Origin of the sequence: Saccharibacillus sacchari DSM 19268 (genome assembly GCF_000585395.1) — a bacterium.
GTDB lineage: Bacteria > Bacillota > Bacilli > Paenibacillales > Paenibacillaceae > Saccharibacillus > Saccharibacillus sacchari.
Window position 1 is genome coordinate 6,014,063 of the sequence record NZ_KK073875.1, and the last position, 24,346, is coordinate 6,038,408.

Sequence of the window (24,346 nt, forward strand, 5' to 3'; positions counted from 1 at the left end):
GAAGTCGCCGTTTAAAAGAAAGCACGATGTGCTCGTTTAAAACGTTGGCGATTCTTGATTGCTCAAGAATCTATATTCTCACGATGATCTTCATCATCGCGACTCACTTACTGTTCAGTTTTCAAGGAGCAAACCGTGTTCATTTGTTTCTTTCGTTCGGCGCCGTTTATCTCAGCGGCGACTTTTATATCCTATCACAGTTCCAAGCAGTTCGTCAAGCACTTTTTTAAAATTCTTTTTCAGCACTTGTTTTTCGACTTGTTGTGATGGCCGTCTCTCGAAGAGCCGATTAATAATTTACCACGAAGCAATATAGCAAGTCAACACTTTTTTCGATAAACATTTACGGTTTTTCACAAAGCATTCGTCCGTCCCTTCTTTCTTTTAGAATATAGCAAAAGCGGCACGGGGGTCCCGACCGCTTTTCTCGTTTTAGCATCATCTTGTGCAAGAGTTAGCGCTCGCCGCTATGCCGCTTATCCCGCACATACTTAGATAGCTCCTTGGGAGGCGCAACTCTCGCATACATTTGAAAGATCGTTTGGTATCGTTTAGAAATGGACTCCCGCATATTTTGATCCAGGCGCTTATCGCTCAAGTCGAACAACATCTCGTCCAACTCTTTGCGCAGCACGTAGCCAAATTCCTTGCACTCCATCTCGTTGAACATCATTCCGAGCATTACTGTCCCTCCTTCCGGCTTCATCAACATTGAATTACCAGTTCAACTTTGATTTAACCCAAAATGAAGCAGGGATAACTCTTCGGTGCGTAAAAGTTTACAAAACCTATTAGATTCAACTCTATGCCTAATCAATAGAGACGCTCTGACGCCATACGCTAACGAAGAAGATGGTAGGTCAGCGTACTCTCTATAACAGCCGCTACGAACAACAAGATGACGATCCATACGGCAGCGCCGAGCATCTGCTTCATCGCCGTCTCCCATCGAAGCGCAAGCTGATCCCTTTTTGAACTCCCGAGACTAAAGAGGCTTCCGATCACCAGTCCGCCGAATCGCAGTCCGTAACCGCAGGCAATCACAATCGCAGGCAGCTCGATAATACCGTGAGGAAGCAACCCTTGGAAGATCAACTCTCCCATGTCTTGGCCCTGTCTTCGGGCGACTTCCACCACGAAGCCTAATACCATGCCGTTCAGCAATAAGAAACCAAAAGGCGCCAATCCCAAAAAAGCACCGAACAGCATAACGAGTACTGCTTTTATAGAGTTGTTGAAAAAGATAAAGGTGAAGAAGCTCAACTCGACGTTATCCGACTCCTCCAGCGATTGTGACACAGTCTGCAACCCCTGAAGCTGCGAAAGGAGCAGACGCTGAAGATCATCCGCCCAAATCGCACCCATGGCAATTCCTGCGATGAACAACACCGTCGCTGCCAGCATATACCCTTTATTCTGAGCCAATCCTTTGATAAAGCTCACGAACGACAGCATCTTCATGCTAGACCTCCTTGTTATTGCGCATTCCCGCCTGCCGACGTTTTTTCAATGACCGAACGCGCCATTTCTCCGTACATGCCGCCCGTTTCCGTTTCTGCCTTATATACGGAAGGAGAGAAATCAGGCTCCGAGATATGATTATCCGGAACGCCGAGCGGAATTTGTCCCAACAGTCCGGTATGCAGCGTCTCGGCCAACCGCCCGCCTCCTCCGCGTCCGAATATGTAATCTCGCTCTCCGTTTTTCTCGTAATACGCCATATTTTCTACGACGCCCAGGATCTCATGACCGGTTTGCAAACCCATGGCTCCCGCACGGGCCGCGACGAACGCGGCGGTTCCGTGAGGCGTCGTAACGATGATCTGTTTGCTCTGAGGCAGCATCTGATGCACGTCCAGCGCAACATCCCCGGTTCCCGGAGGCAGATCCAGCAGCATGTAGTCCAGTTCGCCCCAATCCGTCTCCTCGAAGAACTGTCTCAACATTCTCCCCAATAAAGGCCCCCGCCATACAACTGGATTATTTTCACGGATAAAGAAGCCCATCGACATAACTTTCACGCCAAAACGCTCCACGGGATACAAAAGACCGTCGACGACCTCAGGTCCTTCCTCGATTCCCATCATGTCGGGCACGCTAAAGCCATAGATGTCCGCATCGATCAAACCTACCTTTTTGCCTTCGCGCGCCAAAGCCACAGCCAGGTTAACCGCTACAGTCGATTTGCCCACGCCGCCCTTGCCGCTCGCAATGGAGATGAACGTAGTCGGCGAGTCGGGACTTAATATCGGAAGATCCTCCAAGCCCGCCGCGTGACCTTTTACCAATACCGGGTCATCGTCATGTTCCATGGCATCGCGATCCGTCCGGTTATCTTCAATGATAGCCAGACTGCGTTCTTTCTCCATCTCCGTGGCTTCTTTGAAACGGATTCGAACATCTTCGACGGCAAGCGATTGCAAAACGGAGCGAATCTGTGTCTCCAAGCCCTGACGGACTTCTTCTCCAGATTGCAGGCATACGACGCTAAGGGACACTTTTTCATCCCGAATCACGACGTCGCGGATCAACCGCAGGTCGGATAAACGTACACGGTAAACAGGGTCCATCACCGCTTCAAGCGCTTCTACAACTTCTTCTCTCGTTACCATGCTATTCATCCTCTCTCCCTCTCTTACGGGAAATCTCCTCCCCATTATACATGAAACAAAAACACCGAACCGCTCCTCAATGAGGAACACGGTTCGGTGCTTAATGGAATGAACCCTCTTGCTTTAAACTTGCTCGGCCACCCGGTCGCGCATACCTTCGATCAACACTTCAGCCACTTCCGGGCGCGTGAACTCCGGCGGCGGGCATTCTCCTCCGCGAAGCAGTGCACGTACTTTGGTTCCCGACAGGGTGAGATGCTTTTCTTTGCCGTGCGGGCAGGTTTTGCTTGTCGCCATATTGCCGCAATGCGTGCAGAAGAAGCTGTGTTCGAAAAAGAGCGGCGTGATCTCCAGTTCTTCCGGTTGGAAGTTGGAGAAGATCTCCTGCGCCTCATACGTACCGTAGTAATCGCCTACCCCGGCATGGTCGCGTCCGACTATAAAGTGGGTGCAACCATAATTTTTACGGACGATCGCATGGAAAATGGCTTCCCGCGGACCGGCATAGCGCATCGCCGCCGGGAATACGCCAAGGAACGTCCGCGCCGCAGGATAGTAGTTCTCCAACAGAACGAGGTAGCTGCGCATGCGAATGTCTGCCGGAACGTCATCCGACTTCGTCTCGCCTACAAGCGGGTTGAGGAACAGCGCGTCTACCGTTTCGAGAGCAGACTTTTGAATATACTCGTGCGCACGGTGTACCGGGTTGCGGGTTTGGAAACCGACGACGGTTTTCCACCCTTTTTCCGCAAATTGCTTTCTCGTCTCGGACGGATCGAAGTAAAACTCGTTAAAACGCTCCGGCTGCGGACGATTAAGCACCTGCACCGATCCGCCGATTCGCTCCAAAGGACGCTCGAACAACTTTTTCACGCCGGGATGCTCGGGATCGTCCGTTTTAAAAACGTTCACCGCTTCAATATTGCGATCAATCGTGTAGACACTCTCTACATGAAGAATCGCATATACAACGCCGTCATTCTCTCCCACAAGCGCCACACGCTCGCCTGTAAGCGAAGCGTCTGCGCCTTCCAGCGGCAGAGTGATCGGAATGCTCCACACGGTACCGTCTGCCAGGCGCATCTTGCTTACTACGCTATGGTAGTCTTCTTCGTTCAAGAACCCGGTCAGCGGGGAAAAGGCACCTACGGCAATCAAGTCAAGATCGGACAGCACCCAGGCATTGATCGGGATATGGCGCAGTCCTTTCGCTTCGGTAAGCAGAGCTTCACGTTCTTGACCTTCAGCGAGACGGTTAATCAAAGTGCCGCCGTGCGGCTTGATGGAAGTCATAATCGGCAGTCGCTCCTTTATTGAATGGTTGATCGTTTAAATGACAGGCTTCCTTTACTTATGCAGGCCGCACTCGGTCTTGTCGTTGCCCGACCAGCGTCCCGCGCGCGGATCTTCTCCGGGCATAACCTGGCGGGTGCACTGTTCGCAGCCAATGCTCGGGAAGTTGCGGTCATGCAGGGGGTTATAAATAACGTCATTGTCGCGGATATACTTCCACACGTCTTCGCTAGTCCAGTCCGCGAGCGGATTGAACTTCATGAGGCCGAATTTGTAATCGTACTCGACTTTTTTCGAATTGGCGCGCGTCGGGGCTTGATCACGGCGAATACCGGTAATCCAGGCATCGTAGCGGGACAGATTGCGAGTGAGCGGCTCAACCTTGCGGATATTGCAGCACAGGTTGGGATCGGACGTCCATAACTCGGGAGCATGCTTCTCGGCTTGCTCTTCGGGAGTAATTAACGGGGCGACGCGCACGAAGTCCAGGCCGTAACGGTCAACCATCCGATCGCGGGTGTCATACGTCTCTTGGAAATGAAAGTCGGTGTCCAGGTAAAAGATATCGGTAGACGGGCTGATATGCTGCAGCATGTCGACGATCACAACGTCCTCGGCACCGAAGCTGCATGCAAAAGTCAGGCTCGAATACTGCTGCGCGGCAAAACGAACAACTTCCTCGGCGCTCAAATGTTCCAACTCTTCGGCTTTGATACGGGCAAACTCTTCTTTTTCCAGCAAATTCATCGTAAAGACCCTCCATCTCTGAATGGCGAATTGATTGAATAAAATAAAGCATCTCGCAAGGCAGCAGCGAAAAGGAGTGTGGCCGGTCGGGAAGTGATAGTAGCGAAACGGTCGGGAGACACCTGGTGCTTTGTCAACGCTAAAGATACTGGTTACGATCCTTTAGCGTATAAAACCAACTATTCTAATCTGAATTATTTATAAGTATAAAACTTTCCACGTGAACAATCAATCTTTATTTCAAAATGAGAAAAACTTTTTTGGCATATAGGTTGTTATATATTTCAAAAGAATTATTTTGCTTGCCTGTTAACTCTTTTCTCACAAAATGCATAAAGCATAGTACAATGAACTCAGAAAATTCAGGAAGGTGGCACTCATGTCCCTAATCACCAAGAAACTCGCGGTAAAGCTATCCATCATTATCTTTCTTGTTTTGGCAATTCTCTTCACCACATTCGTTTACATGCAAAATGAAAATGTCAAAAAAGCGAGCGAGTACACCATCAGCAGCTTCAATATGAAAATGGCTGAAGCTTTTGCCACACAATTTGATGCCGAACAGTACAAGTCTTATTTGTCCGATACGGCGGAAAACGATCAGTATTGGCAGCTTCGCGACCAGCTCAATACGTATCGAAGCGAAATCGGCGCGATGTATGTCTATACGGTGAGCATCAATGAGGAGAAGCAACCCCTCCTTATTGTTGACGGGCAGCCCGTAGATTCGGATAGCGCATCGCCAATCGGCGAAGTTACCGACATCCCTGAAGAAGCGATCGAGAAGCTGTTAAAAGGTGAAACGGCCAGTACGGGGATCATTGTTCATCCTGAATACGGAAGTTATATTTCAGCCTACGTTCCGATCCGAGATGCCTCCGGGGCGATGATCGGGGTACTGGGAATCGATACGGACGTCAGTGTCGCCAATCAGATATCTAATCAATTCATCGATAGCAGCTTCTTATTTTATATCCTCATGGCAGGCATCACCCTAATTATCTTTACTGTGATTGTTATGTTCTTGTATCGGGCTATAAAGCCACTCGGCATCATCGTAAGGGGAGCCCAGGCTATCGCAGACGGAGAGATCGGCAAAGCCAACCAGGTCTTGAGTACGGTAGGCAAGCCTTCTAAAGACGAAATTGGGCAGACCTATGAGGCGATGGTTAAAATGAGTGCGCGATTAGGCGTAACACTGGGTGATGTGATGCGAGACATGCAGGAGACGACGCAAACTTTAGTCCAATCCTCACATCGCTTCACTTCCGAGGCGAATCTTCTACTTCATATGAATAACGAGTTAAATCAGTCTGCTGCCGCACTCACGGTTGAAGCCAACAATCAATATGCAGGCGCGGAAGACTGTGCAAGATCGATGCAGGAGATTACGTCCGCGATCGAACGGGTAACTCACTCCTCGGCCAATGTATCCAATGCTTCGATGGAAGTTCTGGATGCCGCAACCCAAGGTAAATCTTCAATGGATGGGCTGCAAAAGCAGATTACGGAAATGTCGCAGTTGGTCGGCCATACTTCCGCCTCGGTACAAACCCTCCATTTTTATATGAATGAAGTGGGCCCTGTCCTTCAGGCAATTACCAATATCGCAGATCAAACGAACTTGCTTGCCTTAAATGCTTCGATCGAAGCTGCTCGGGCAGGAGAGCAAGGTGCAGGATTCGCTATCGTAGCAGGTGAAATTCGTAAGCTGGCCGGATTATCTTCCACCTCCGCCTCACACGTCGTCGATCTTTTGTCCAAGATCAGCCAGGAAACAGCCACCATTGGAGAGCGAATGACTCAAGAAAGCACAGAAATTCAAAAGAGCAGCGAGCTTTCTACGCAAGTTAGCGCATTGTTTGAACATACGGTTACACGATTCAACGATATAAGCGTTCATATGGAAGAAATCTCTGCTTCTGCCCAGCAAATTCTGGCCGGCTCAGAGGAAGTGTCCGCTTCAGTCGAGCAGATCTCTACGATCTCGAAGACCACCGCAGACTATACCGTCTCCTTACAAGACCTATCGCTCCAACAATTAGAGGCTTCAAAAACGATTGCCGAAACGACCAAGTCCCTCGAGCAAAGCACTTCCAGCCTGGAACGAACCCTCACCAAGTTTGAATTATAACAGCAACGCTCAAACTAACGGCCCTCTGCTTCCTGACTCCAGGTGTCTAATCACATCAAAGTCAGAAGTAAAGGGCTTATTTGATTACAACAAAAAACAGCCTGCTTCCGAATAAATCGGAAACAGGCTGTTTGCATATCCCAAAAGGATTAACGTTTCGAGAACTGTGGAGCGCGACGAGCGGCTTTGAGGCCATACTTTTTGCGTTCCTTCATACGTGGGTCACGAGTCAGGAAGCCCGCTTTTTTCAGCGAACCGCGCAGTTCTGGATCTGCTTTAAGCAGTGCGCGCGAGATACCGTGACGGATAGCGCCGGCTTGGCCCGAAGTGCCACCGCCGTGTGCCAGTACGATTACATCGTACTTGCCAACAGTTTCAGTCAGGTTCAGCGGTTGGTTGACGATCAGTTTGAGCGTCTCCAGACCAAAGTATTCGTCGATTTCACGTTTGTTGATGACGATGCGTCCTTCACCCGGTACAAGGCGAACACGAGCTACCGAATGTTTACGACGACCAGTCCCATAGTATTGTACATTTGCCATGAAAGGGTCCTCCTTTTATTTAGCCGCGAAGTTCGTAAACTTCCGGTTTTTGTGCTGCATGTGGATGCTCTGCTCCGGCATACGCTTTAAGTCTGAGTTTCATTCTGTCGCCCATACGAGTCTTAGGAAGCATGCCGGCTACGGCAAGTTCCAAGATGCGTGCTGGTTTGTTTTTGATCATTTCGCCTGCGCTAGTGACTTTCAAACCACCTGGGTGCATCGAGTGACGGTAGTATTTCTTGTCCTGCAGCTTGTTGCCTGTCAGGTGAATTTTCTCAACGTTGATGACAACAACGAAGTCGCCGCCGTCTACGTGAGGAGTGAATTGTGTTTTGTGCTTGCCGCGGATGAGGGCAGCAGCTTCGCTAGCCAAGCGGCCCAGCGTTTTGCCTTCGGCGTCGATGATGTGCCAGTTGCGCTCAACTTCGCTCGGCTTAGCCATGTAGGTAGTACGCATGAATAAGTTCCTCCTTCTAATCTTTGCAATAAATTCTTTTTGGGTGTCAGAACGTTCCATGCCGCCGGGCTAAGATCCGGGGCTGCCGGAACGATTTATGTTTGCGATCATGGATAGATAAAGTTAAATCAAAATGATTCGATGCGTTTTTCTTGATTGGGGGCCGTGGGAAGCCTTCAAGAAAACACAACTTTTATTCTACATGATAGCCGGTTAAACTGCAATACATTTTCAAGCAATTCCCCAAAGAACTTTCGGTTACTCGGGCAAAAGTTCGCCATAATCGACGTTCCAGAGCGCGAGACCTTTCCCCACTGCGGTCGGTCCTGCCGCTACGCGGTCGCAAGCCAACAAAATCGTCTTCATATCTTCCGGTGCACGCTTGCCTTCTCCCACCTGTAGCAGCGTTCCCGTAATGATACGGACCATATGCTGCAGAAAGCCGGTTCCGGTCAGGAAAATATGGATAAACCCCTGATCGGCCGTTCCCGGCCGGCAGGTTGTGGTATCCACTTCGATCCGTGCTTCAAGGAGCGTTCGTACGTGATTGGTCTTTTGGGAGTACCTAGAGGCAAACGACGTAAAGTCGTATGTGCCTACCAAGTGTTGCAATCCCTCGCGCATCGCTTCGATATTGAGCTGCGGCGCGGGATGATGGAACTGCATATGCCGCTGAAACACATCCGGGTAGCGGTTCGCGTTAATCGTATAGCGATACGTCTTACGCTTGGCCGCATGCCGGGAGTTGAATTCCAAAGGCACCTCCCAAGAACGGGTCACGACGATATCCTGAGGCAATCGGGCATTTAGCGCAAGCGGCCAGCGATCCGCAGGGATCAGCGAAGACGTATGGAAGTTGAATACCTGAGCGTAAGCATGTACACCCGAATCCGTACGACCCGAAGCAATGATCTTAGGCTTGTCGCCGGTCAGCGCCAGTATAGAGGCTTCAAGTTCATCCTGTACGGTCTTTCCGGCAGGTTGGGTCTGAAAGCCGTGATAATTCGTACCGTCGTAGGCGAGGGTCATGCATAAGTTGCGCAAAGGGATCACCTCCATGTCTTCACTGCGTCCTGAGTTCAAAAAAAAAGAAACGGCTCTGCCGCCTTAAACAGGCGGCATACGTTTCTCGGGAATCCTGATGGTAGGGTTACCCCTGCCCCGAACCGTTAAACCGGCAACTAGGCGCGGTCAACCAATTCCAGGTAAACCATAGGTGCTGCGTCGCCGCGGCGTGCTCCCAGTTTAAGGATGCGCGTGTAGCCGCCTGGACGATCCGCGTAGCGCGGTGCCAGATCAGCGAACAGCTTTTGGATAGCGTCTTTTTCACCGTCAACCGTCTCGCGACGAACGTATGCAGCCACTTGGCGGCGTGCATGCAGATCTCCGCGTTTGGAAAGGGTGATCAGTTTTTCAGCGATAGAGCGAGCTTCTTTAGCCTTCGCTTCCGTCGTTTCGATACGCTCGTACAGGAACAGGTCGGTTACCAGGTCGCGAAGCAATGCTTTACGAGCGCTGGAGTTACGTCCCAACTTTTGGTATGCCATGTTTTTCCCTCCTTCACATAATGCTCTTCGTTCTTAGTCTTCCTGACGAAGACCGAGTCCAAGCTCTTCGAGCTTTTCTTGAACTTCTTCCAAAGACTTGCGGCCCAGGTTGCGAACCTTCATCATGTCTTCTTCCGACTTCGTAGTCAGCTCTTGTACCGTATTGATACCGGCACGCTTCAGACAGTTATAGGAACGCACGGAGAGATCGAGTTCTTCGATCGTCATCTCCAACACTTTTTCCTTCTTGTCTTCTTCTTTTTCGACCATGATTTCCGCGTCGCGAGCTTCGTCGGTCAGACCTACGAAGAGCAGCACGTGCTCGGTCAAAATTTTGGCGCCAAGACTAACCGCTTCTTCCGGACGAATGCTGCCATCTGTCCAGACTTCAAGCGTCAGCTTGTCATAGTTCGTGACTTGTCCAACCCGAGTGTTTTCCACGGCGTAGTTTACGCGGGAAATCGGAGTGTAGATCGAATCAATCGGAATGACACCGATCGGCTGATCGTCACGTTTATTTTTGACGGACTGAACATATCCGCGGCCGCGGCCTGCGAAGATACGCACGTGCAGTCTAGATCCCGGTGCCAGAGTGGCGATGTGCAGATCCGGGTTAAGGATCTCCACATCACTATCAGCGCGGATGTCTCCAGCCGTTACAAGGCCTTCGCCTTCCGCGTCGATTTCCAGTACCTTTTCTTCATCGGAATGAATCTTCAGCGACAGAGCTTTCAGATTCAGAATGATTTCCGTTACGTCTTCCGTAACGCCGGGGATCGTCGAGAATTCGTGCAGAACGCCGTCAATTTGGACCGAAGTTACCGCCGCGCCGGGAAGCGACGACAGCAGGATGCGACGAAGCGAGTTTCCAAGCGTCGTACCGTATCCACGTTCCAGAGGCTCAACGACAAACTTTCCGTACGTGCCTCCGTCATTGATCTCGACGGTCTCGATTTTCGGCTTTTCGATTTCTATCACTACAATACCCCTCCTTCAAAACGTCGCTTCCGTGAAACAAAGCATACTGAATGCACAATGCTTATGATTACTATACGCGGCGACGCTTAGGAGGACGGCATCCGTTGTGAGGAACCGGTGTTACGTCCTTGATCAGGTTGATTTCCAGACCTGTCGCTTGCAGGGAGCGGATAGCCGCTTCACGACCTGCGCCAGGACCTTTAACCATAACTTCAACAGTTTTCAGACCGTGCTCCATAGCAGCTTTAGCAGCTGTTTCGGCAGCCAGCTGAGCAGCGAATGGAGTCGATTTACGCGAACCTCTGAAACCGAGACCGCCCGAGCTTGCCCAGGAGATCGCGTTTCCGTGCGGATCCGTAATCGTTACAATCGTATTGTTAAACGTGGAACGAATATGTGCCACGCCGGATTCGATATTTTTACGGTCGCGACGTTTCGTACGTACGACTTTTTTCGGTTTAGCCATTGTCAGTTATCCCCCTTTCTTACTTCTTCTTGTTCGCTACAGTACGACGAGGACCTTTACGAGTACGAGCATTCGTTTTCGTACGTTGTCCGCGTACCGGCAATCCGCGACGATGACGTACACCGCGATAAGATCCGATCTCGATCAGACGTTTGATGTTCAGCGAGATTTCGCGACGAAGATCGCCCTCAACTTTTTCATTAGCGTCAATCGATTCACGCAGCTTGTTTACTTCATCCTCAGTCAGATCGCGAACACGAGTGTTCGGGCTGATTCCTGTTTGGCTCAGGATTTTTTGGGACGTTGTTTTTCCAATCCCGAAGATATAAGTCAAGGCGATCTCAACGCGTTTGTCACGTGGTAAGTCTACACCAGCAATACGAGCCATTACGCTACACCCCCTTCTAATTTATCCTTGTTTTTGTTTGTGTTTCGGATTTTCGCAGATTACCATGACATTCCCTTTGCGACGAATGACTTTGCATTTTTCGCACATTGGTTTGACCGACGGTCTAACCTTCATGATTATTACCTCCTCAAAAGCATTCGGTTTGATCGTGCCTGGAACGTGCCGGCAAGGCCGCAAACGCTACCCGCACTAGAACGTTGTATATCCAAAAAGCGACGTATCCTTACTTGCGATAAGTGATACGGCCGCGAGTCAGATCGTAAGGCGATAACTGTACGACCACTTTGTCTCCCGTCAGAATACGGATAAAGTGCATGCGCAGCTTTCCGGAAACGTGAGCGAGAATTTGATGACCGTTCTCGAGTTCCACCTTGAACATCGCATTCGGCAATGGTTCGATAACCACGCCTTCGATTTCAATGACATCTTCCTTGGCCATAATCATTCTCCTTTCTGCTTAGCATTGTGTGCGTCGGATTCCAAAAATACGTTCACTGCATGACGCAGCTTGGCATTCGTGACCCTTCCGCTCTCCTGCAAACTGTTTACTACTTCGCTGCTGATCGTCATTTGAGACTCGAGATGAAGCGGATTTTTCTTCTTCGGACGATCAAACCTGCGTTTGTGTCCATCCGCGATCCAAATACCCTGCTCCTCGTCAAGTCTTACGACCACCGCCGCCTGCCCGGCATCGCGGCCTTTCCGGATCTTCACGAGTTGACCGATCTGCAGGGGATGTTCCTTTTTCAAGTTTATCACCTACGCGCTCAATTTTGTGAAAATTTCCAATCCGTTTTGCGTAACTGCCACCGTGTGCTCGAAATGAGCGCACAATGAGCCGTCTACCGTCACGACGGTCCAATTATCCTCAAGCGTCCGAAGTTGTCTTCCGCCGAGAATGGCCATCGGTTCGATTGCCAGCGCCATGCCGGATTTAAGCAACGGACCGCGGCCCTCGATGCCGTAATTCGGGACGTTAGGTTCCTCATGAAGGTCCCTGCCAATGCCGTGACCGACATATTCCCTAACTACCGACATTCCGGACTCTTCGATATGTCGCTGAATCGCATGCGAAATGGTAAACAGACGCACATCCGGCTTCACAAGAGCCAGTCCTGCGTACAGGGCGGCTTCCGTAACGTCCAGCAATCGCTGAGCTTGCTCGGAAATTTGCCCTACCGGGTAAGTCCAGGCGGAATCGCCGTGGTAGCCCCGATATTGCGCACCGATATCGATGGAGATGATATCGCCTTCCCGAAGCTTGCGCTCACTGGGGAATCCGTGTACCAACTGGTCGTTGATCGAAGCACATATGCTAGCCGGAAAACCATTATAGCCTTTGAAAGACGGCACCGCATCCTGGCTGCGGATGGTCGCATCAGCAAGCGCATCGAGCTCGGCCGTCGTAACGCCCGGCTTGATTGCTTTTGCCAATACACGGTGAGTCTCAGCCACAATCCGTCCCGCTTCTCTCATAAAGCCGAGCTCCGTTTCGGACTTGCAAATGATCATTACAGTTAACCTCGCAGTACGGATAGGATACCTTCCGATACCGTACCGATCTCCTGGTCTCCGTCGATCTGCCGCAGCAAGCCTTTGTTTGCATAGTAATCGATCAGAGGCGCCGTTTTGCTTGTATACTCATCAAGCCGAGTGCGTACGCTCTCTTCGTTGTCATCCGGACGTTGGTAGAGTTCGCCGCCGTCTTTGTCGCACACGCCTTCCTGCTTTGGCGGGTTGAAGACTACATGGTAAGTCGTTCCGCAAGTTTTGCAGATTCGACGCCCCGTAATCCGGACAAGAAGCTTCTCCGGGTCCACGTTCAGATTAACAACATGATCAAGCTTACGGCCAGATTCGAGCAAAAGAGCATCCAATGCTTCGGCCTGCAGCAGAGTTCTCGGAAATCCGTCGAGCAAGAAACCTTTTTCGCAATCCGGCTGACTGAGCCGTTCGCGGACGATACCGTTCGTTACGTCATCCGGTACGAGCAGGCCCTGGTCGATGTATTCTTTTGCCTTGACCCCGATCGGGGTTCCTTCTTTGATCGCCAAGCGAAAAGCATCGCCTGTCGAAATATGAGGAAGGCCGAATGCATCGACGATGACCTGCGCCTGTGTTCCTTTACCTGCCCCGGGAGGCCCCATGAATAGAATGTTCACGTGATGTCCACTCCTTACGTCTTACCCATGCCTAACCGCACAAAAGGCGCCGGGCGAGCGCATGGAGTCGGACCCGTCCGGAACCTGAGCTATTTATTGATAAAACCTTTATAATGCCGTTTAATCAGCTGACTTTCAATCGTCTTCATCGTATCCAAGGCAACCCCGACGACGATCAGCAGCGAAGTGCCGCCGATTTGAACCGACTGAGGAAGACCCGAAAGCGAACCGAACGCGATCGGCAGCAGAGAAATTACAGTCAGGAATACCGCACCGGTAACCGTGAGACGCGACATTACGCGAGTAATGTACTTCTCAGTCGCTTTACCCGGACGAACTCCAGGAATGTAACCGCCGTTTTTCTTCATGTTCTCCGCCATCTGCTGCGGATTAATCTGCACGAAGGTGTAGAAGAACGTGAAGCCGATAATCATGATTGCGTAAAGCACCATGCCCAGCGGCTGACTGTAGTTCAGGTTTTCTTGTACCCACTGTGCCCACTGATAAGTAGACCAGAAGTTTGCCAAAATAACCGGGAACTGCAGCAGAGATACGGCGAAGATTACCGGGATGACACCCGCAGCGTTGACTTTCAACGGGATGTGAGTGTTTTGACCGCCGTACATTTTGTTACCGACTACCCGCTTCGCATATTGAACCGGAACTTTCCGGATCCCTTGCTGAATGAAGATAACACCGATAATGATCATAATCAAGACGAGCAGGATAATCACGGTTTTCATTGCGTTCAAGAACGTTTGACCGTCCACGATGAAATCGGATTGAGCCGTCGTCGAGATATAACCAGGAATGTTTGCGACGATCCCGGCAAAGATGAGAATCGAAATCCCGTTGCCAATGCCTTTTTCCGTGATTTGCTCACCCAGCCACATCAGGAGGGAAGTACCCGCGGTCAAGACAATTGCAATCAGAATATAGTCGACGGTCGTAGCGTTCGGAATCATTTCCGCATTATAAATGCGGTTGAAACCGATCGCTGTAGCGAACGCCTGAACCAAACCCAGAACTATGGTGCCGTATCGGGTGATCTGCGCCAGCTTTTTCTTACCGTGCTCACCTTGTTTAGACCACTCGGTGAACTTCGGAATGACATCCATCGACAGCAGCTGTACGATGATCGATGCCGTAACGTACGGGTAGATACTGAGCGCGAAGATCGAGAACTGCAGAAGCGCCCCTCCGGAGAAGGTGTTCAGCAGACCCATCAACTGGCTGCCGGCTTCGTTAGCCGACTGTAGTACGTCCGTGTTAACGCCCGGAACCGGGATGAACGTACCGATACGGTAGATCACCAGAACCATCAACGTAAACAGGATCCGTTTACGGAGGTCTTCGACCTTCCATATATTCTTCAGGGTGTTGAACATTAGATCACCTCGGTTTTACCGCCGGCAGCCTCGATTTTCTCCACCGCAGATTGAGAGAACTTATTTGCTTTGACAGTCAGTTTCACCGTCACGTCGCCATTGCCGAGGATCTTGATACCGCTCTTCGTATCTTTAACGATACCTTGTTCCTTCAGCAGCTCAGGAGTGACTTCTGTGTTTTCTGCAAAGTTGTTCAGTTCTTCGATGTTGACGATGGCATATTCTTTGCGGGTTGGGTTAACAAAACCGCGTTTTGGCAAACGACGATACAATGGGTTTTGACCGCCTTCGAAGCCTGGACGAACACCGCCGCCGGAGCGGGAGTTTTGGCCTTTATGACCGCGTCCGGCTGTTTTACCCGTACCGCTACTCGTACCGCGACCGATGCGCTTCCGCTCTTTAGTCGAACCCGGAGCAGGAGAAAGCTCATGTAACTTCATCGTTCGTTGCACCTCCTTGATTCATTCTATTGTTTCGCTCCTTGCGGAGCGATTGTTTTTAAGCTTCGATTTCTTTTACGGAAACCAAGTGCTTGACTTGGTTAACCATACCGCGAATCGCAGCGTTGTCGTTTTGGACGACAACTTGGTTCGTTTTACGCAGACCCAATGTGTTTACAGTCGTGCGTTGGTTTTTCGGACGTCCGATCAGGCTGCGTACGAGGGTAATTTCCAATTTAGCCATTGTTGTTCCCTCCTTAGCCTCTCAGTTCTTCGACGGATTTACCACGAAGCTTAGCCACATCTTCGGCACGCTTCAAGCGGGACAATCCTTCCAAAGTCGCATTGACCATGTTCATGGAGTTCGAAGAACCCAGGGATTTTGTCAAAATGTCGCCTACGCCTGCAAGTTCCAGTACAGCACGTACCGGACCGCCAGCGATAACGCCAGTACCTTCGGATGCCGGTTTCAGCAATACGCTGCCCGCTCCGAATTTACCGGTAACCAGGTGAGTGATCGTTGTTCCAACGAGAGGAACGTGGATCAAGTTTTTCTTGGCATCTTCGATGCCTTTACGGATCGCATCCGGAACTTCGCCGGCTTTACCGATGCCTGCTCCAACGTTGCCTTGTCCGTCGCCTACGACAACCAGTGCGCTGAAGCTGAAACGGCGTCCGCCTTTTACAACTTTAGCTACGCGGTTGATGTGTACAACGCGCTCCGTCAGTTCTCCTACAGTGCTCATATCTACACGCAAGTCGTTAACCTCCTTTTTTCGTTTTAGAATTCGAGTCCAGCTTCGCGAGCTGCGTCAGCCAGTGCTTGAATCCGTCCATGGTAGAGGTATCCTCCGCGGTCGAAGACGACAACGGTATGACCTTTTTCCTTAGCGCGGTTTGCAACCAGTGTGCCAACTTTAGCAGCAGCTTCAACGTTGCCGCCGTTTGTGATCTCGCTTTTCAGATCTTTGTCCATAGTCGATGCCGAAACGATAGTAACACCGTTTACGTCGTCGATCAACTGGGCATAGATGTGCTTATCCGAACGGTATACGTTCAGACGAGGGCGCTCAACCGTACCTTGAATTTTCTTGCGTACACGCAAGTGTCTTTTCAAGCGAGCTTTATTTTTATCACCTTTGGTAATCATGAGTACTTTCACTCCTTCCCAATCTGCTTATTAAGCAGCTTCACATGAGCAAGCTAAGGGTAATGCGAAGGAAAGCGGCTTATTTTTTCTTGCCGGCTTTACCTTCCTTACGGATGATGCGTTCGCCTTCATACTTGATACCTTTACCTTTGTAAGGTTCCGGTTCGCGTACTTTACGGATTTGAGCAGCATAAGCGCCTACGCGCTCCTTGTCAATTCCGCGAACGATGATTTTCGTGTTCGAAGGAACTTCGAACTCGATGCCCGATTCCGGCGTGATTTCGACCGGGTGGGAATAGCCTACGTTCAGGACGATCTTCTCTCCGGACTTGCTGGCACGGTATCCGACCCCGACCAATTCAAGCGACTTGGAGAAACCTTCCGTTACGCCGCTTACCATGTTGCTGACAACGCTGCGTGTCGTTCCGTGAAGGGAACGATGCTCTTTGTTGTCGGAAGGACGTTCTACCGTAATTGTGTTACCTTCCACCGTTACCTTCATGTCTTTATGAAGTTCACGAGTGAGAGTACCTTTAGGGCCTTTGACTGTAATCGCAGTGTTGTTAAGCGTTACTTCAACGCCGCCCGGTACTTCGATTGGTTTGCGACCAATACGAGACATAGTTATTGCACCTCCTTGTGTTCTGACGTAATTACCAAACGTAGCAGATTACTTCGCCGCCAGCTTTCGCTTGACGAGCTTCTTTGTCGGTCATAACTCCCTTAGACGTGGAGATAATCGCGATACCCAGGCCGCCCAGTACGCGAGGAACTTCGTTGCTCTTCGTGTACACGCGCAGACCCGGCTTACTGATTCTTTTCAGACCAGTAATAACGCGCTCATTGTTTTGACCGTATTTCAGGAAAATACGAATGATGCCTTGTTTGTTATCCTGTACGAATTCCGCGTCGCGGATAAAACCTTCGCGCTTCAGGATCTCGGCAATTTGCTTTTTCATCGCGGAAGCCGGCATTTCGACTTTCTCGTGACGTACCACGTTCGCGTTACGAATACGTGTAAGCATATCAGCAATCGGATCGGACATAGTCATGTGTGTGAACCTCCTTCCTTGTTATGCGGTAATTACCAGCTTGCTTTTTTAACGCCAGGAATCTGACCTTTATGAGCCAATTCGCGGAAGCAAATACGGCAGATTTTAAACTTTTGCAGCACCGAGTGTGGACGACCGCAACGTTCGCAGCGCGTGTATGCACGCACTTTGAATTTCGGTGTACGTTGCTGTTTAACTTTCATCGAAGTTTTTGCCACTTTAGCCTGACACCTCCTGGATTTTTCGGGAGAACAGGGTCATAGATCATGGCCCTAGATACTGGCCGATATTATTTTGCGAAAGGCATTCCGAGACCTGCAAGCAGTTCGCGGCCCTCTTCGTCTGTTTTTGCTGTCGTAACGATAACGATATCCATACCGCGGACCTTGTCCACTTGATCGTATTGGATTTCAGGGAAGATCAGTTGTTCTTTCAGACCCAGTGTGTAGTTGCCGCGGCCGTCGAAGGCTTTGTTGGATACACCTTGGAAGTCGCGTACGCGTGGAAGCGATACGTTGAACAGTTTGTCGAGGAACTGGTACATACGCTCGCCGCGCAGTGTAACCTTAGTTCCGATCGGCATATCTTCACGCAGCTTGAAACCTGCGATCGATTTTTTTGCACGAGTGATAACAGGCTTTTGGCCTGCGATCTGCTCCAGTTCAGCTACGGCAGTATCGAGAACTTTGGAGTTGGATACGGCTTCGCCGACACCCATGTTGATGACAACTTTCTCCAGCTTCGGAACCTGCATGATCGAAGAGTAGCCAAACTTCTGCATCAGAGCAGGAGTGCTTTCGTTCAAATAACGTTCTTTAAGTCTTGTTACCATGAAGGATGAACCTCCTTTCCGTAAAAATGGGATTATTCGATAACTTCTCCGGACCGTTTCGCAACGCGCACTTTTTTGCCGTTGTCCAGCGTTTTGTAACCTACGCGGGTTACTTTGCCGCCGTCTTTCGGGTCAACGTGCATCACGTTCGACACGTGGATCGAAGCTTCTTGTTCCACGATTCCGCCTTGCGGGTTCGCTTGGCTTGGCTTCTGGTGTTTTTTCACCATGTTCACGCCTTCGACCAACACGCGGTTTTCACGAGGATAAGCAGCGATTACGCGCGCTTTTTTGCCTTTGTCTTTACCGCTGATCACGATAACGACATCGTCTTTTTTCACGTGAAGTTTGTTGTTGTGGGATTCCAGAACTTTTTTCACTCTTGCCATCAGGTACACCTCCTATGACTTAAAGGTCGATCGACCATTAAGAAAATCGTGCATTATATTAGATAACTTCCGGTGCCAAGGAAACGATTTTCATGAAATCCTTGTCGCGAAGTTCACGAGCAACTGGTCCGAAGATACGTGTACCGCGTGGTCCACGATCGTCTTTTACGACTACCGCTGCGTTTTCGTCGAATGCGATGTACGATCCGTCTTTACGACGTACCGAACGCTTCGTGCGAACAACTACTGCTTTAACTACGTCGCCTTTTTTGACAACGCCCCCTGGTGTTGCTTGTTTTACCGAGCAAACGATCAGGTCACCGATGTTAGCTGTACGACGTCCCGTACCACCAAGTACGCGGATACACATCAGTTCCTTCGCACCGGAGTTATCAGCTACAGCCAAACGTGTAAATGGTTGAATCATTATGAATGTCCTCCTTTCGGACGAGCTTATCGTTCATTAGATGATGATTGCTTTTTCAGTAACTGCAGCCAGTCTCCAACGCTTGTCTTTGGACAGCGGGCGGGTTTCAACGATTCTTACTGTATCGCCGATTTTCGCTTCGTTGTTCTCATCATGCGCTTTGAATTTTTTCGTCGACTTGATGCGTTTGTGGTAGAGCTCGTGTTTTTTGTAAGTTTCTACAACAACTACGATCGTCTTGTCCATTTTGTCGCTTACGACTTTACCCACCAACGTTTTACGCGAGTTGCGTTCTTCGGTCATGGTTAGCCTCCTTCCTGAATAAAGGACTTATATTATACCCGAGGGTTCAAAGGAATTAAGAAGTAATTCCGAGTTCTCTTTGACGCAGAACCGTTTTGGCACGAGCGATTTCCTTGCGGACTACGCTGATGCGTGTAGGGTTATCGAGCTGACCGGTAGCGAGCTGAAAGCGCAGATTAAAGAGTTCTTCTTTAAATCCGGAGACCTTCTGTTCGATTTCGGCAGTAGTCAGGTCACGCAGTTCCTTAGCCTTCATTTGCTTCACCACCCAATTCTTCACGTTTCACAAACTTAGTTTTAACAGGCAGTTTGTGAGAAGCGAGGCGCATTGCTTCACGAGCGATTTCTTCCGAAACGCCAGCAAGTTCAAACATGATCTTGCCCGGTTTTACAACCGCTACCCATTTCTCAACGTTACCTTTACCGCTACCCATCCGAACCTCGAGAGGCTTTTGAGTAATCGGCTTGTCCGGGAAAATTTTGATCCAGACTTTACCGCCCCGTTTGATGTAACGGGTCATAGCGATACGCGCTGCTTCGATCTGACGGTTCGTGATCCACGAAGGTTCAGTCGCTTGCAGGCCGAATTCGCCGAAGTTCAGTTCAGTACCGCCTTTAGCACGACCGGCCATGCTGCCGCGTTGCTGTTTACGGTGTTTTACACGTTTAGGTACCAACATGATTAGTTGCCTCCTTCCTGAGCAGCTTGTTTCTTAGCTGGAGGAAGAACTTCTCCACGATAGATCCATACTTTAACGCCGATACGACCGTAAGTCGTGTGCGCTTCAGCTGTACCGTAGTCGATGTCGGCACGCAGGGTATGAAGTGGAACAGTTCCTTCGCTGTAGCCTTCCGAACGCGCGATTTCAGCGCCGCCCAGACGTCCACTAACTGCAGTTTTAATTCCTTTAGCGCCTGCACGCATTGTGCGTTGCATCGATTGTTTCAGAGCACGACGGAACGATACGCGACGTTCCAATTGTTGTGCAATGCTTTCGGCAACCAGAATAGCGTCCAGTTCTTGGTTTTTGATTTCTGCGATGTTGATGTGTACTTTTTTGCCGTTCGAAATCTTAGTGATTTCGCCACGCAGTACTTCAACTTCCGCACCGCCACGTCCGATAACCATACCCGGCTTCGCCGTATGGATCGTTACGTTTACACGGTTAGCTGCACGTTCGATCTCGATCTTGGAGACAGCGGATTCTTTAAGCTTAGCTTTCAGATATTCGCGAATCTTCACGTCTTCGATCAACAACGTACCGAAGTCTTTACCAGCATACCATTTGGATTCCCAGTCACGGATGATTCCTACGCGGAGTCCGACCGGATTTACTTTTTGTCCCACAGTTGTCCCTCCTTACTTTTCGGATACAGCCAAAGTGATGTGGCTGGTGCGTTTATTGATCCGGCTTGCGCGTCCCATTGCCCGAGGGCGGAAACGTTTCAAAGTCGGTCCTTGGTTTACGTAAACTTGCGAGATAACCAGCTTGCTCACGTCCAGCGAGTGGTTGTGTTCTGCGTTAGCGATTGCCGAGTTCAGCAACTTTTCCAAAATCGGGGATGCCGCTTTCGGAGTGTGGCGCAGAATCGCGATTGCTTCACCTACGTGTTTGCCGCGAATCAGGTCAGCGACCAATTGGGCTTTACGCGGCGAGATGCGGGAATACTTCAAGTGCGCTTGTGCTTCCATGCTATCATAACCTCCCTTCGGACTTTAATGTAAGGTCCGTTTAGCGTCTTGTTTTCTTGTCGTCAGCTGCGTGGCCTTTGTAAGTACGCGTCGGCGCGAACTCACCCAGTTTGTGTCCAACCATATCTTCCGTTACATAAACCGGTACATGTTTGCGACCGTCATAAACGGCGAAAGTGTGTCCGATGAATTGCGGGAAAATCGTGGAACGTCTAGACCAAGTTTTGATAACGACTTTCTTTTCGGTTTCATTCAGAACTTCTACCTTTTTGAGCAGGTATCCGTCAATGAAAGGGCCTTTTTTAAGACTGCGTGTCATCGATTGTAGTCCTCCCTTCAGCTGGCTTGTTCCATGATCCTAACCGGCGAAGCAATGCGGGATAAGCGCATTACTTCGTGCGGCGACGGATGATGTATTGATCCGAAGATTTGTTTTTCTTGCGTGTTTTGTAACCAAGTGTTGGCTTGCCCCATGGAGACAGCGGGGACTTACGTCCGATTGGAGCACGGCCTTCACCACCACCGTGTGGGTGATCGTTAGGGTTCATGACTACGCCGCGGACTTGAGGGCGGTTGCCCAACCAACGGTTACGTCCTGCTTTACCGATCTTCACGAGCTCGTGGTCTTGGTTGCCTACCGAACCGATTGTAGCGCGGCAAACTTTCAATACGCGACGAACTTCGCCCGAAGACAGACGGATCGATACGTAACGCTCTTCTTTACCCAACAGTTGAGCTTCTGTGCCAGCTGCGCGAACCAATTGGCCGCCTTTACCTGGTTTCAACTCAATGTTGTGGATAACTGTACCTACCGGAATGTTTTCCAGTGGCATTGCGTTACCGATCTTAATGTCCGATCCAGGACCAGAGTAGATGGTATCGCCGACTTTCAGACCCTTAGGCGCGATGATGTAGCGTTTCTCGCCGTCCGCGTAGTTGATCAATGCGATATTCGAAGTCCGGTTCGGATCGTATTCGATTGTAGCAACGTGGCCTGGAATTCCATCTTTGGTACGCTTAAAGTCGATAATACGGTATTTACGTTTGTGTCCGCCGCCATGGTGACGAACTGTAATTTTACCCTGGTTGTTGCGACCCGCTTTTTTGAAGAGCGGCGCGAGCAACGATTTCTCCGGCTGATTCGTTGTGATTTCTTCGAACGTCGACACGCTCATTGCGCGGCGGGCCGGGGATGTTGGTTTGTACTTTTTGATTGGCACGTTAGTTTCCCTCCTTACTCTGCAGATTCAAAGAATTCGAGCGATTTGCTTTCTGGAGTCAGCGTCACGATCGCTTTCTTCCACTCGCTTGTATAACCGGAATGACGGCCGTAACGTTTCGGTTTAGCCGGAACGCGTTGAACGTTGACTTTCAGCACTTTCACGCCGAAGATCGATTCTACTGCCTTTTTCACTTCCGTTTTGTTAGCGCTCATTTGCACTTCAAATACGTATTTCGACTGACTCATTGCTTCAGCTGTACGCTCCGTAATAATCGGGCGTTTGATAAGGTCGCGAGGATCTTTCATTATGCGAATACCTCCTGTACCTTCTGTACTGCGTCCTTCGTGATGATCAACTTATCATGCACGAGCACGTCAAGAACATTAATGCCGTCGGCTTGAACGAATTTCACGCCAGGGATGTTACGAGCGGACAGAGCCACGTTGTTATCATATTCCGGAGCCACTACCAGGGCTTTACGGTCTACGTTCAATTTGCTCAGGATACCCGCGAATTCTTTTGTCTTCGGAGCGTTCAGGCTCAGTGCATCCAAAACGATAATTTCGTTTGCGATGACTTTCGAAGACAGTGCCGATTTGATCGCCAGACGACGAACTTTTTTAGGCAGTTTGAAAGAGTAGCTGCGCGGAGTTGGTCCGAAGACGATACCGCCGCCTCTCCATTGTGGAGAACGGATGGAACCTTGACGAGCACGTCCTGTACCTTTTTGTTTCCAAGGTTTACGACCGCCGCCACGAACTTCCGAACGTCCTTTGACTTTGTGCGTACCGGAGCGAAGCGATGCTTGTTGCATCACGACCGCTTGGTGGAGCACATGTCCGTTAGGATTAATACCGAACACGGAATCGCTAAGTTCGATTTCTCCAACTTCGCTACCTTCGATATTGAATACTTTTACTGTAGGCATTTCATGTTCCTCCTTTCTGCTAAGGATTTATTATTTCTTCACCGATTCGCGAACTTTAACGAAGCCGTTTTTAGGACCCGGAATGGAGCCTTTAACCAGCAGCACGTTACGTTCCGCATCGACTCTTACGATTTCGAGGTTTTGAACAGTGATCGAGTCATGGCCCATGTGTCCTGGCAGGCGTTTACCTTTCGGTACACGGTTAGCCTGGATGGAACCCATCGAACCCGGTCTGCGGTGGTAACGCGAGCCGTGCGACATTGGTCCGCGGCTTTGTCCCCAACGCTTGATACTACCAGCGAAGCCTTTACCTTTGGATACGCCGCTTACGTCGACGAATTGTCCTTCGGCAAACACGTCCGCTTTAAGCACTTGTCCAACCTCGTAGTTAGCGAGGTCAACACCGCGAAGTTCGCGAATGTAGCGCTTAGGTGCAGTGTCCGCTTTTTTAGCGTGACCTGCCGCCGGTTTGTTGGAGCGGCTAGCTTTCTTGTCCGCGAAACCGATTTGTACCGCTTCATAACCGTCATTTTCCAGGTCTTTCTTCTGCAGAACCACACATGGGCCTGCTTCGATAACCGTTACAGGAACGACGTTACCTTCAGCGGTGAACACTTGGGTCATACCCAGTTTTTTCCCTAAGATACCAGTCATGTTGACACCTCTTTTCATTTATGTCCTTATTCAGGATTCTTACAATTTGATTTCGATATCGACGCCGGACGGCAAGTCCAGACGCATCAGAGCATCCACAGTTTGTGGAGTTGGGTTCACGATGTCGATCAAACGCTTGTGTGTGCGTTGTTCGAATTGCTCACGCGAATCCTTGTATTTGTGCACCGCACGGAGAATGGTAATGATTTGTTTTTCAGTCGGCAGCGGGATTGGTCCGGAAACACCGGCACCCGAACGCTTTGCTGTTTCAACAATTTTCTCAGCAGATTGATCCAAAACTCTGTGATCATATGCTTTCAAACGAATACGGATTTTTTGCTTTGCCATTTCAAATTCCCTCCTTCTATCGCCCAATTTGGTATCGGACATACTCCGCGAAAATTTTCCGCTCACACCAACTATGGCAAAGGAGCCGGGTGTGTCGGTAACCTCTCGCATCATCGCAACGTCTCAGAACAACATTCATTATTATATAGAAGATGTCGAGACAATGCAACCC

General features: G+C 50.1%; 41 protein-coding genes. 2 read left to right on the forward strand and 39 right to left on the reverse strand.

Translation table 11 applies throughout. The features are described 5' to 3' along the window. Positions 1-230, forward strand: a 230-nt coding sequence (locus tag SACSAC_RS28330; protein ID WP_211251351.1) for a hypothetical protein, incomplete at its 5' end; no start/stop codon positions are given. A 224-nt stretch (positions 231-454) separates the two neighbouring features. On the opposite strand, the gene SACSAC_RS26260 is transcribed toward SACSAC_RS28330, so the two are convergent. The 5 genes from SACSAC_RS26260 to SACSAC_RS26280 form a co-directional block, all read right to left on the reverse strand. Then, a complete protein-coding gene (locus tag SACSAC_RS26260; protein ID WP_037291510.1) occupies positions 455-682 on the reverse strand; it encodes a hypothetical protein in 228 nt (75 codons plus the stop codon). 158 nt (positions 683-840) lie between these two features. Further along, complete coding sequence (locus SACSAC_RS26265; RefSeq protein WP_211251352.1) at positions 841-1,461, reverse strand: stage II sporulation protein M; 621 nt, start codon at positions 1,459-1,461, stop codon at positions 841-843. Between the two features lie 14 nt (positions 1,462-1,475). Further along, on the reverse strand, positions 1,476-2,612 hold the full coding sequence (locus SACSAC_RS26270) for an Mrp/NBP35 family ATP-binding protein (protein ID WP_037291511.1): 1,137 nt from the start codon (positions 2,610-2,612) through the stop codon (positions 1,476-1,478). A gap of 123 nt (positions 2,613-2,735) precedes the next feature. Further along, positions 2,736-3,905, reverse strand: coding sequence for a sulfate adenylyltransferase (sat, locus tag SACSAC_RS26275; RefSeq protein ID WP_037291513.1), 1,170 nt, complete (start codon positions 3,903-3,905; stop codon positions 2,736-2,738). 54 nt (positions 3,906-3,959) lie between these two features. Further along, positions 3,960-4,652: a phosphoadenylyl-sulfate reductase gene (locus SACSAC_RS26280; protein WP_037291515.1), complete on the reverse strand. Its 693-nt coding sequence runs from the start codon at positions 4,650-4,652 to the stop codon at positions 3,960-3,962. A gap of 379 nt (positions 4,653-5,031) precedes the next feature. On the opposite strand from SACSAC_RS26280, the gene SACSAC_RS26285 reads away from it, so the two are divergent. Then, a complete protein-coding gene (locus SACSAC_RS26285) occupies positions 5,032-6,786 on the forward strand; it encodes a methyl-accepting chemotaxis protein (RefSeq protein WP_037291518.1) in 1,755 nt (584 codons plus the stop codon). A gap of 149 nt (positions 6,787-6,935) precedes the next feature. Here SACSAC_RS26285 and rpsI read toward each other — a convergent pair whose 3' ends face one another. The 34 genes from rpsI to rpsJ all read right to left on the reverse strand — a co-directional run bounded on the left by rpsI (position 6,936) and on the right by rpsJ (position 24,174). After that, positions 6,936-7,328 carry a 30S ribosomal protein S9 gene (gene rpsI, locus SACSAC_RS26290; RefSeq protein WP_037291520.1) on the reverse strand — a complete coding sequence of 131 codons (393 nt, stop codon included), beginning with the start codon at positions 7,326-7,328 and terminating at the stop codon, positions 6,936-6,938. A gap of 19 nt (positions 7,329-7,347) precedes the next feature. Then, the gene (gene rplM / locus SACSAC_RS26295) at positions 7,348-7,785 is read right to left on the reverse strand and encodes a 50S ribosomal protein L13 (protein WP_018978339.1); all 438 of its coding nucleotides are present in this window, start codon (positions 7,783-7,785) and stop codon (positions 7,348-7,350) included. 258 nt (positions 7,786-8,043) lie between these two features. Then, entirely contained in the window at positions 8,044-8,829 is a 786-nt protein-coding gene (gene truA / locus SACSAC_RS26300) for a tRNA pseudouridine(38-40) synthase TruA (RefSeq protein WP_037291523.1), read from the reverse strand. Between the two features lie 137 nt (positions 8,830-8,966). Continuing rightward, positions 8,967-9,332 carry a 50S ribosomal protein L17 gene (gene rplQ / locus SACSAC_RS26305; RefSeq protein ID WP_037291525.1) on the reverse strand — a complete coding sequence of 122 codons (366 nt, stop codon included), beginning with the start codon at positions 9,330-9,332 and terminating at the stop codon, positions 8,967-8,969. 33 nt (positions 9,333-9,365) lie between these two features. Beyond that, on the reverse strand, positions 9,366-10,310 hold the full coding sequence (locus tag SACSAC_RS26310; RefSeq protein ID WP_037291528.1) for a DNA-directed RNA polymerase subunit alpha: 945 nt from the start codon (positions 10,308-10,310) through the stop codon (positions 9,366-9,368). 70 nt (positions 10,311-10,380) lie between these two features. Next, a complete protein-coding gene (gene rpsK, locus SACSAC_RS26315; RefSeq protein ID WP_037291530.1) occupies positions 10,381-10,776 on the reverse strand; it encodes a 30S ribosomal protein S11 in 396 nt (131 codons plus the stop codon). A gap of 19 nt (positions 10,777-10,795) precedes the next feature. Further along, complete coding sequence (gene rpsM, locus SACSAC_RS26320) at positions 10,796-11,164, reverse strand: 30S ribosomal protein S13 (protein ID WP_037291532.1); 369 nt, start codon at positions 11,162-11,164, stop codon at positions 10,796-10,798. 21 nt (positions 11,165-11,185) lie between these two features. Next, complete coding sequence (gene rpmJ / locus SACSAC_RS26325) at positions 11,186-11,299, reverse strand: 50S ribosomal protein L36 (RefSeq protein ID WP_037291536.1); 114 nt, start codon at positions 11,297-11,299, stop codon at positions 11,186-11,188. Between the two features lie 109 nt (positions 11,300-11,408). Further along, positions 11,409-11,624, reverse strand: a complete 216-nt coding sequence (gene infA / locus SACSAC_RS26330; protein ID WP_018978345.1) for a translation initiation factor IF-1 — start codon at positions 11,622-11,624, stop codon at positions 11,409-11,411. A 2-nt stretch (positions 11,625-11,626) separates the two neighbouring features. Beyond that, a complete protein-coding gene (locus tag SACSAC_RS26335) occupies positions 11,627-11,935 on the reverse strand; it encodes a KOW domain-containing RNA-binding protein (RefSeq protein ID WP_037291538.1) in 309 nt (102 codons plus the stop codon). A 9-nt stretch (positions 11,936-11,944) separates the two neighbouring features. Further along, complete coding sequence (gene map / locus SACSAC_RS26340) at positions 11,945-12,697, reverse strand: type I methionyl aminopeptidase (RefSeq protein ID WP_037291540.1); 753 nt, start codon at positions 12,695-12,697, stop codon at positions 11,945-11,947. 5 nt (positions 12,698-12,702) lie between these two features. Continuing rightward, positions 12,703-13,347, reverse strand: a complete 645-nt coding sequence (locus SACSAC_RS26345; protein ID WP_037291542.1) for an adenylate kinase — start codon at positions 13,345-13,347, stop codon at positions 12,703-12,705. 89 nt (positions 13,348-13,436) lie between these two features. Then, a complete protein-coding gene (gene secY, locus SACSAC_RS26350; protein WP_037291545.1) occupies positions 13,437-14,735 on the reverse strand; it encodes a preprotein translocase subunit SecY in 1,299 nt (432 codons plus the stop codon). After that, a complete protein-coding gene (gene rplO / locus SACSAC_RS26355; protein WP_037291547.1) occupies positions 14,735-15,175 on the reverse strand; it encodes a 50S ribosomal protein L15 in 441 nt (146 codons plus the stop codon). Before rplO ends, secY begins: the two co-directional genes overlap by 1 nt. 58 nt (positions 15,176-15,233) lie before the next feature. Next, positions 15,234-15,419 (reverse strand): 50S ribosomal protein L30, encoded by a 186-nt coding sequence (gene rpmD / locus SACSAC_RS26360; RefSeq protein WP_037291550.1) that lies wholly within the window; start codon positions 15,417-15,419, stop codon positions 15,234-15,236. A gap of 13 nt (positions 15,420-15,432) precedes the next feature. Beyond that, positions 15,433-15,933, reverse strand: coding sequence for a 30S ribosomal protein S5 (rpsE, locus tag SACSAC_RS26365; RefSeq protein WP_037291553.1), 501 nt, complete (start codon positions 15,931-15,933; stop codon positions 15,433-15,435). 23 nt (positions 15,934-15,956) lie between these two features. After that, the gene (gene rplR / locus SACSAC_RS26370; protein ID WP_037291555.1) at positions 15,957-16,325 is read right to left on the reverse strand and encodes a 50S ribosomal protein L18; all 369 of its coding nucleotides are present in this window, start codon (positions 16,323-16,325) and stop codon (positions 15,957-15,959) included. Between the two features lie 79 nt (positions 16,326-16,404). Then, on the reverse strand, positions 16,405-16,947 hold the full coding sequence (rplF, locus tag SACSAC_RS26375; protein WP_037291557.1) for a 50S ribosomal protein L6: 543 nt from the start codon (positions 16,945-16,947) through the stop codon (positions 16,405-16,407). A 31-nt stretch (positions 16,948-16,978) separates the two neighbouring features. Continuing rightward, positions 16,979-17,377: a 30S ribosomal protein S8 gene (rpsH, locus tag SACSAC_RS26380; RefSeq protein WP_037291559.1), complete on the reverse strand. Its 399-nt coding sequence runs from the start codon at positions 17,375-17,377 to the stop codon at positions 16,979-16,981. 32 nt (positions 17,378-17,409) lie between these two features. Continuing rightward, positions 17,410-17,595 carry a type Z 30S ribosomal protein S14 gene (locus tag SACSAC_RS26385; RefSeq protein WP_037291562.1) on the reverse strand — a complete coding sequence of 62 codons (186 nt, stop codon included), beginning with the start codon at positions 17,593-17,595 and terminating at the stop codon, positions 17,410-17,412. 71 nt (positions 17,596-17,666) lie between these two features. After that, positions 17,667-18,209, reverse strand: a complete 543-nt coding sequence (gene rplE, locus SACSAC_RS26390) for a 50S ribosomal protein L5 (protein WP_037291566.1) — start codon at positions 18,207-18,209, stop codon at positions 17,667-17,669. Between the two features lie 32 nt (positions 18,210-18,241). Then, complete coding sequence (rplX, locus tag SACSAC_RS26395; protein WP_051507433.1) at positions 18,242-18,598, reverse strand: 50S ribosomal protein L24; 357 nt, start codon at positions 18,596-18,598, stop codon at positions 18,242-18,244. A 58-nt stretch (positions 18,599-18,656) separates the two neighbouring features. Further along, the gene (rplN, locus tag SACSAC_RS26400) at positions 18,657-19,025 is read right to left on the reverse strand and encodes a 50S ribosomal protein L14 (protein ID WP_018978358.1); all 369 of its coding nucleotides are present in this window, start codon (positions 19,023-19,025) and stop codon (positions 18,657-18,659) included. 36 nt (positions 19,026-19,061) lie between these two features. Next, complete coding sequence (gene rpsQ, locus SACSAC_RS26405) at positions 19,062-19,328, reverse strand: 30S ribosomal protein S17 (RefSeq protein ID WP_037291570.1); 267 nt, start codon at positions 19,326-19,328, stop codon at positions 19,062-19,064. Between the two features lie 55 nt (positions 19,329-19,383). Beyond that, positions 19,384-19,584 (reverse strand): 50S ribosomal protein L29, encoded by a 201-nt coding sequence (gene rpmC, locus SACSAC_RS26410; protein WP_018978360.1) that lies wholly within the window; start codon positions 19,582-19,584, stop codon positions 19,384-19,386. Beyond that, entirely contained in the window at positions 19,574-20,008 is a 435-nt protein-coding gene (gene rplP / locus SACSAC_RS26415) for a 50S ribosomal protein L16 (protein WP_037291571.1), read from the reverse strand. Before rplP ends, rpmC begins: the two co-directional genes overlap by 11 nt. A gap of 2 nt (positions 20,009-20,010) precedes the next feature. Continuing rightward, positions 20,011-20,676 carry a 30S ribosomal protein S3 gene (gene rpsC, locus SACSAC_RS26420; protein WP_037291573.1) on the reverse strand — a complete coding sequence of 222 codons (666 nt, stop codon included), beginning with the start codon at positions 20,674-20,676 and terminating at the stop codon, positions 20,011-20,013. 12 nt (positions 20,677-20,688) lie between these two features. Further along, positions 20,689-21,021, reverse strand: a complete 333-nt coding sequence (rplV, locus tag SACSAC_RS26425) for a 50S ribosomal protein L22 (protein ID WP_037291577.1) — start codon at positions 21,019-21,021, stop codon at positions 20,689-20,691. A 40-nt stretch (positions 21,022-21,061) separates the two neighbouring features. Next, on the reverse strand, positions 21,062-21,340 hold the full coding sequence (rpsS, locus tag SACSAC_RS26430; protein ID WP_037291578.1) for a 30S ribosomal protein S19: 279 nt from the start codon (positions 21,338-21,340) through the stop codon (positions 21,062-21,064). A gap of 70 nt (positions 21,341-21,410) precedes the next feature. Beyond that, the gene (gene rplB, locus SACSAC_RS26435; RefSeq protein WP_037291579.1) at positions 21,411-22,241 is read right to left on the reverse strand and encodes a 50S ribosomal protein L2; all 831 of its coding nucleotides are present in this window, start codon (positions 22,239-22,241) and stop codon (positions 21,411-21,413) included. A gap of 14 nt (positions 22,242-22,255) precedes the next feature. Beyond that, complete coding sequence (rplW, locus tag SACSAC_RS26440) at positions 22,256-22,549, reverse strand: 50S ribosomal protein L23 (protein WP_037291580.1); 294 nt, start codon at positions 22,547-22,549, stop codon at positions 22,256-22,258. Beyond that, entirely contained in the window at positions 22,549-23,172 is a 624-nt protein-coding gene (gene rplD, locus SACSAC_RS26445; RefSeq protein ID WP_037291581.1) for a 50S ribosomal protein L4, read from the reverse strand. Before rplD ends, rplW begins: the two co-directional genes overlap by 1 nt. A 30-nt stretch (positions 23,173-23,202) precedes the next feature. Continuing rightward, positions 23,203-23,826, reverse strand: coding sequence for a 50S ribosomal protein L3 (rplC, locus tag SACSAC_RS26450; protein ID WP_037291583.1), 624 nt, complete (start codon positions 23,824-23,826; stop codon positions 23,203-23,205). Between the two features lie 39 nt (positions 23,827-23,865). Next, positions 23,866-24,174, reverse strand: a complete 309-nt coding sequence (rpsJ, locus tag SACSAC_RS26455) for a 30S ribosomal protein S10 (protein WP_037291586.1) — start codon at positions 24,172-24,174, stop codon at positions 23,866-23,868. Between the last annotated feature and the right edge of the window lie 172 nt (positions 24,175-24,346).

Excerpts from the sequence above, each read along its gene's own strand:
- SACSAC_RS26260 (WP_037291510.1), bottom strand. The coding sequence starts at position 682 with ATGCTCGGAATGATGTTCAACGAGATGGAGTGCAAGGAATTTGGCTAC.
- SACSAC_RS26265 (WP_211251352.1), bottom strand. The coding sequence starts at position 1,461 with ATGAAGATGCTGTCGTTCGTGAGCTTTATCAAAGGATTGGCTCAGAAT.
- SACSAC_RS26270 (WP_037291511.1), bottom strand. The coding sequence starts at position 2,612 with ATGGTAACGAGAGAAGAAGTTGTAGAAGCGCTTGAAGCGGTGATGGAC.
- sat (WP_037291513.1), bottom strand. The coding sequence starts at position 3,905 with ATGACTTCCATCAAGCCGCACGGCGGCACTTTGATTAACCGTCTCGCT.
- SACSAC_RS26280 (WP_037291515.1), bottom strand. The coding sequence starts at position 4,652 with ATGAATTTGCTGGAAAAAGAAGAGTTTGCCCGTATCAAAGCCGAAGAG.
- SACSAC_RS26285 (WP_037291518.1), top strand. The coding sequence starts at position 5,032 with ATGTCCCTAATCACCAAGAAACTCGCGGTAAAGCTATCCATCATTATC.
- rpsI (WP_037291520.1), bottom strand. The coding sequence starts at position 7,328 with ATGGCAAATGTACAATACTATGGGACTGGTCGTCGTAAACATTCGGTA.
- rplM (WP_018978339.1), bottom strand. The coding sequence starts at position 7,785 with ATGCGTACTACCTACATGGCTAAGCCGAGCGAAGTTGAGCGCAACTGG.
- rplQ (WP_037291525.1), bottom strand. The coding sequence starts at position 9,332 with ATGGCATACCAAAAGTTGGGACGTAACTCCAGCGCTCGTAAAGCATTG.
- rpsK (WP_037291530.1), bottom strand. The coding sequence starts at position 10,776 with ATGGCTAAACCGAAAAAAGTCGTACGTACGAAACGTCGCGACCGTAAA.
- rpsM (WP_037291532.1), bottom strand. The coding sequence starts at position 11,164 with ATGGCTCGTATTGCTGGTGTAGACTTACCACGTGACAAACGCGTTGAG.
- rpmJ (WP_037291536.1), bottom strand. The coding sequence starts at position 11,299 with ATGAAGGTTAGACCGTCGGTCAAACCAATGTGCGAAAAATGCAAAGTC.
- infA (WP_018978345.1), bottom strand. The coding sequence starts at position 11,624 with ATGGCCAAGGAAGATGTCATTGAAATCGAAGGCGTGGTTATCGAACCA.
- map (WP_037291540.1), bottom strand. The coding sequence starts at position 12,697 with ATGATCATTTGCAAGTCCGAAACGGAGCTCGGCTTTATGAGAGAAGCG.
- secY (WP_037291545.1), bottom strand. The coding sequence starts at position 14,735 with ATGTTCAACACCCTGAAGAATATATGGAAGGTCGAAGACCTCCGTAAA.
- rplO (WP_037291547.1), bottom strand. The coding sequence starts at position 15,175 with ATGAAGTTACATGAGCTTTCTCCTGCTCCGGGTTCGACTAAAGAGCGG.
- rpmD (WP_037291550.1), bottom strand. The coding sequence starts at position 15,419 with ATGGCTAAATTGGAAATTACCCTCGTACGCAGCCTGATCGGACGTCCG.
- rplR (WP_037291555.1), bottom strand. The coding sequence starts at position 16,325 with ATGATTACCAAAGGTGATAAAAATAAAGCTCGCTTGAAAAGACACTTG.
- rplF (WP_037291557.1), bottom strand. The coding sequence starts at position 16,947 with ATGTCTCGTATTGGTCGCAAACCAATCGAAGTACCGGGCGGCGTTGAA.
- rpsH (WP_037291559.1), bottom strand. The coding sequence starts at position 17,377 with ATGACTATGTCCGATCCGATTGCTGATATGCTTACACGTATTCGTAAC.
- rplE (WP_037291566.1), bottom strand. The coding sequence starts at position 18,209 with ATGGTAACAAGACTTAAAGAACGTTATTTGAACGAAAGCACTCCTGCT.
- rplX (WP_051507433.1), bottom strand. The coding sequence starts at position 18,598 with ATGGCAAGAGTGAAAAAAGTTCTGGAATCCCACAACAACAAACTTCAC.
- rplN (WP_018978358.1), bottom strand. The coding sequence starts at position 19,025 with ATGATTCAACCATTTACACGTTTGGCTGTAGCTGATAACTCCGGTGCG.
- rpsQ (WP_037291570.1), bottom strand. The coding sequence starts at position 19,328 with ATGACCGAAGAACGCAACTCGCGTAAAACGTTGGTGGGTAAAGTCGTA.
- rpmC (WP_018978360.1), bottom strand. The coding sequence starts at position 19,584 with ATGAAGGCTAAGGAACTGCGTGACCTGACTACTGCCGAAATCGAACAG.
- rplP (WP_037291571.1), bottom strand. The coding sequence starts at position 20,008 with ATGTTGGTACCTAAACGTGTAAAACACCGTAAACAGCAACGCGGCAGC.
- rplV (WP_037291577.1), bottom strand. The coding sequence starts at position 21,021 with ATGGAAGCACAAGCGCACTTGAAGTATTCCCGCATCTCGCCGCGTAAA.
- rpsS (WP_037291578.1), bottom strand. The coding sequence starts at position 21,340 with ATGACACGCAGTCTTAAAAAAGGCCCTTTCATTGACGGATACCTGCTC.
- rplW (WP_037291580.1), bottom strand. The coding sequence starts at position 22,549 with ATGAAAGATCCTCGCGACCTTATCAAACGCCCGATTATTACGGAGCGT.
- rplD (WP_037291581.1), bottom strand. The coding sequence starts at position 23,172 with ATGCCTACAGTAAAAGTATTCAATATCGAAGGTAGCGAAGTTGGAGAA.
- rplC (WP_037291583.1), bottom strand. The coding sequence starts at position 23,826 with ATGACTGGTATCTTAGGGAAAAAACTGGGTATGACCCAAGTGTTCACC.
- rpsJ (WP_037291586.1), bottom strand. The coding sequence starts at position 24,174 with ATGGCAAAGCAAAAAATCCGTATTCGTTTGAAAGCATATGATCACAGA.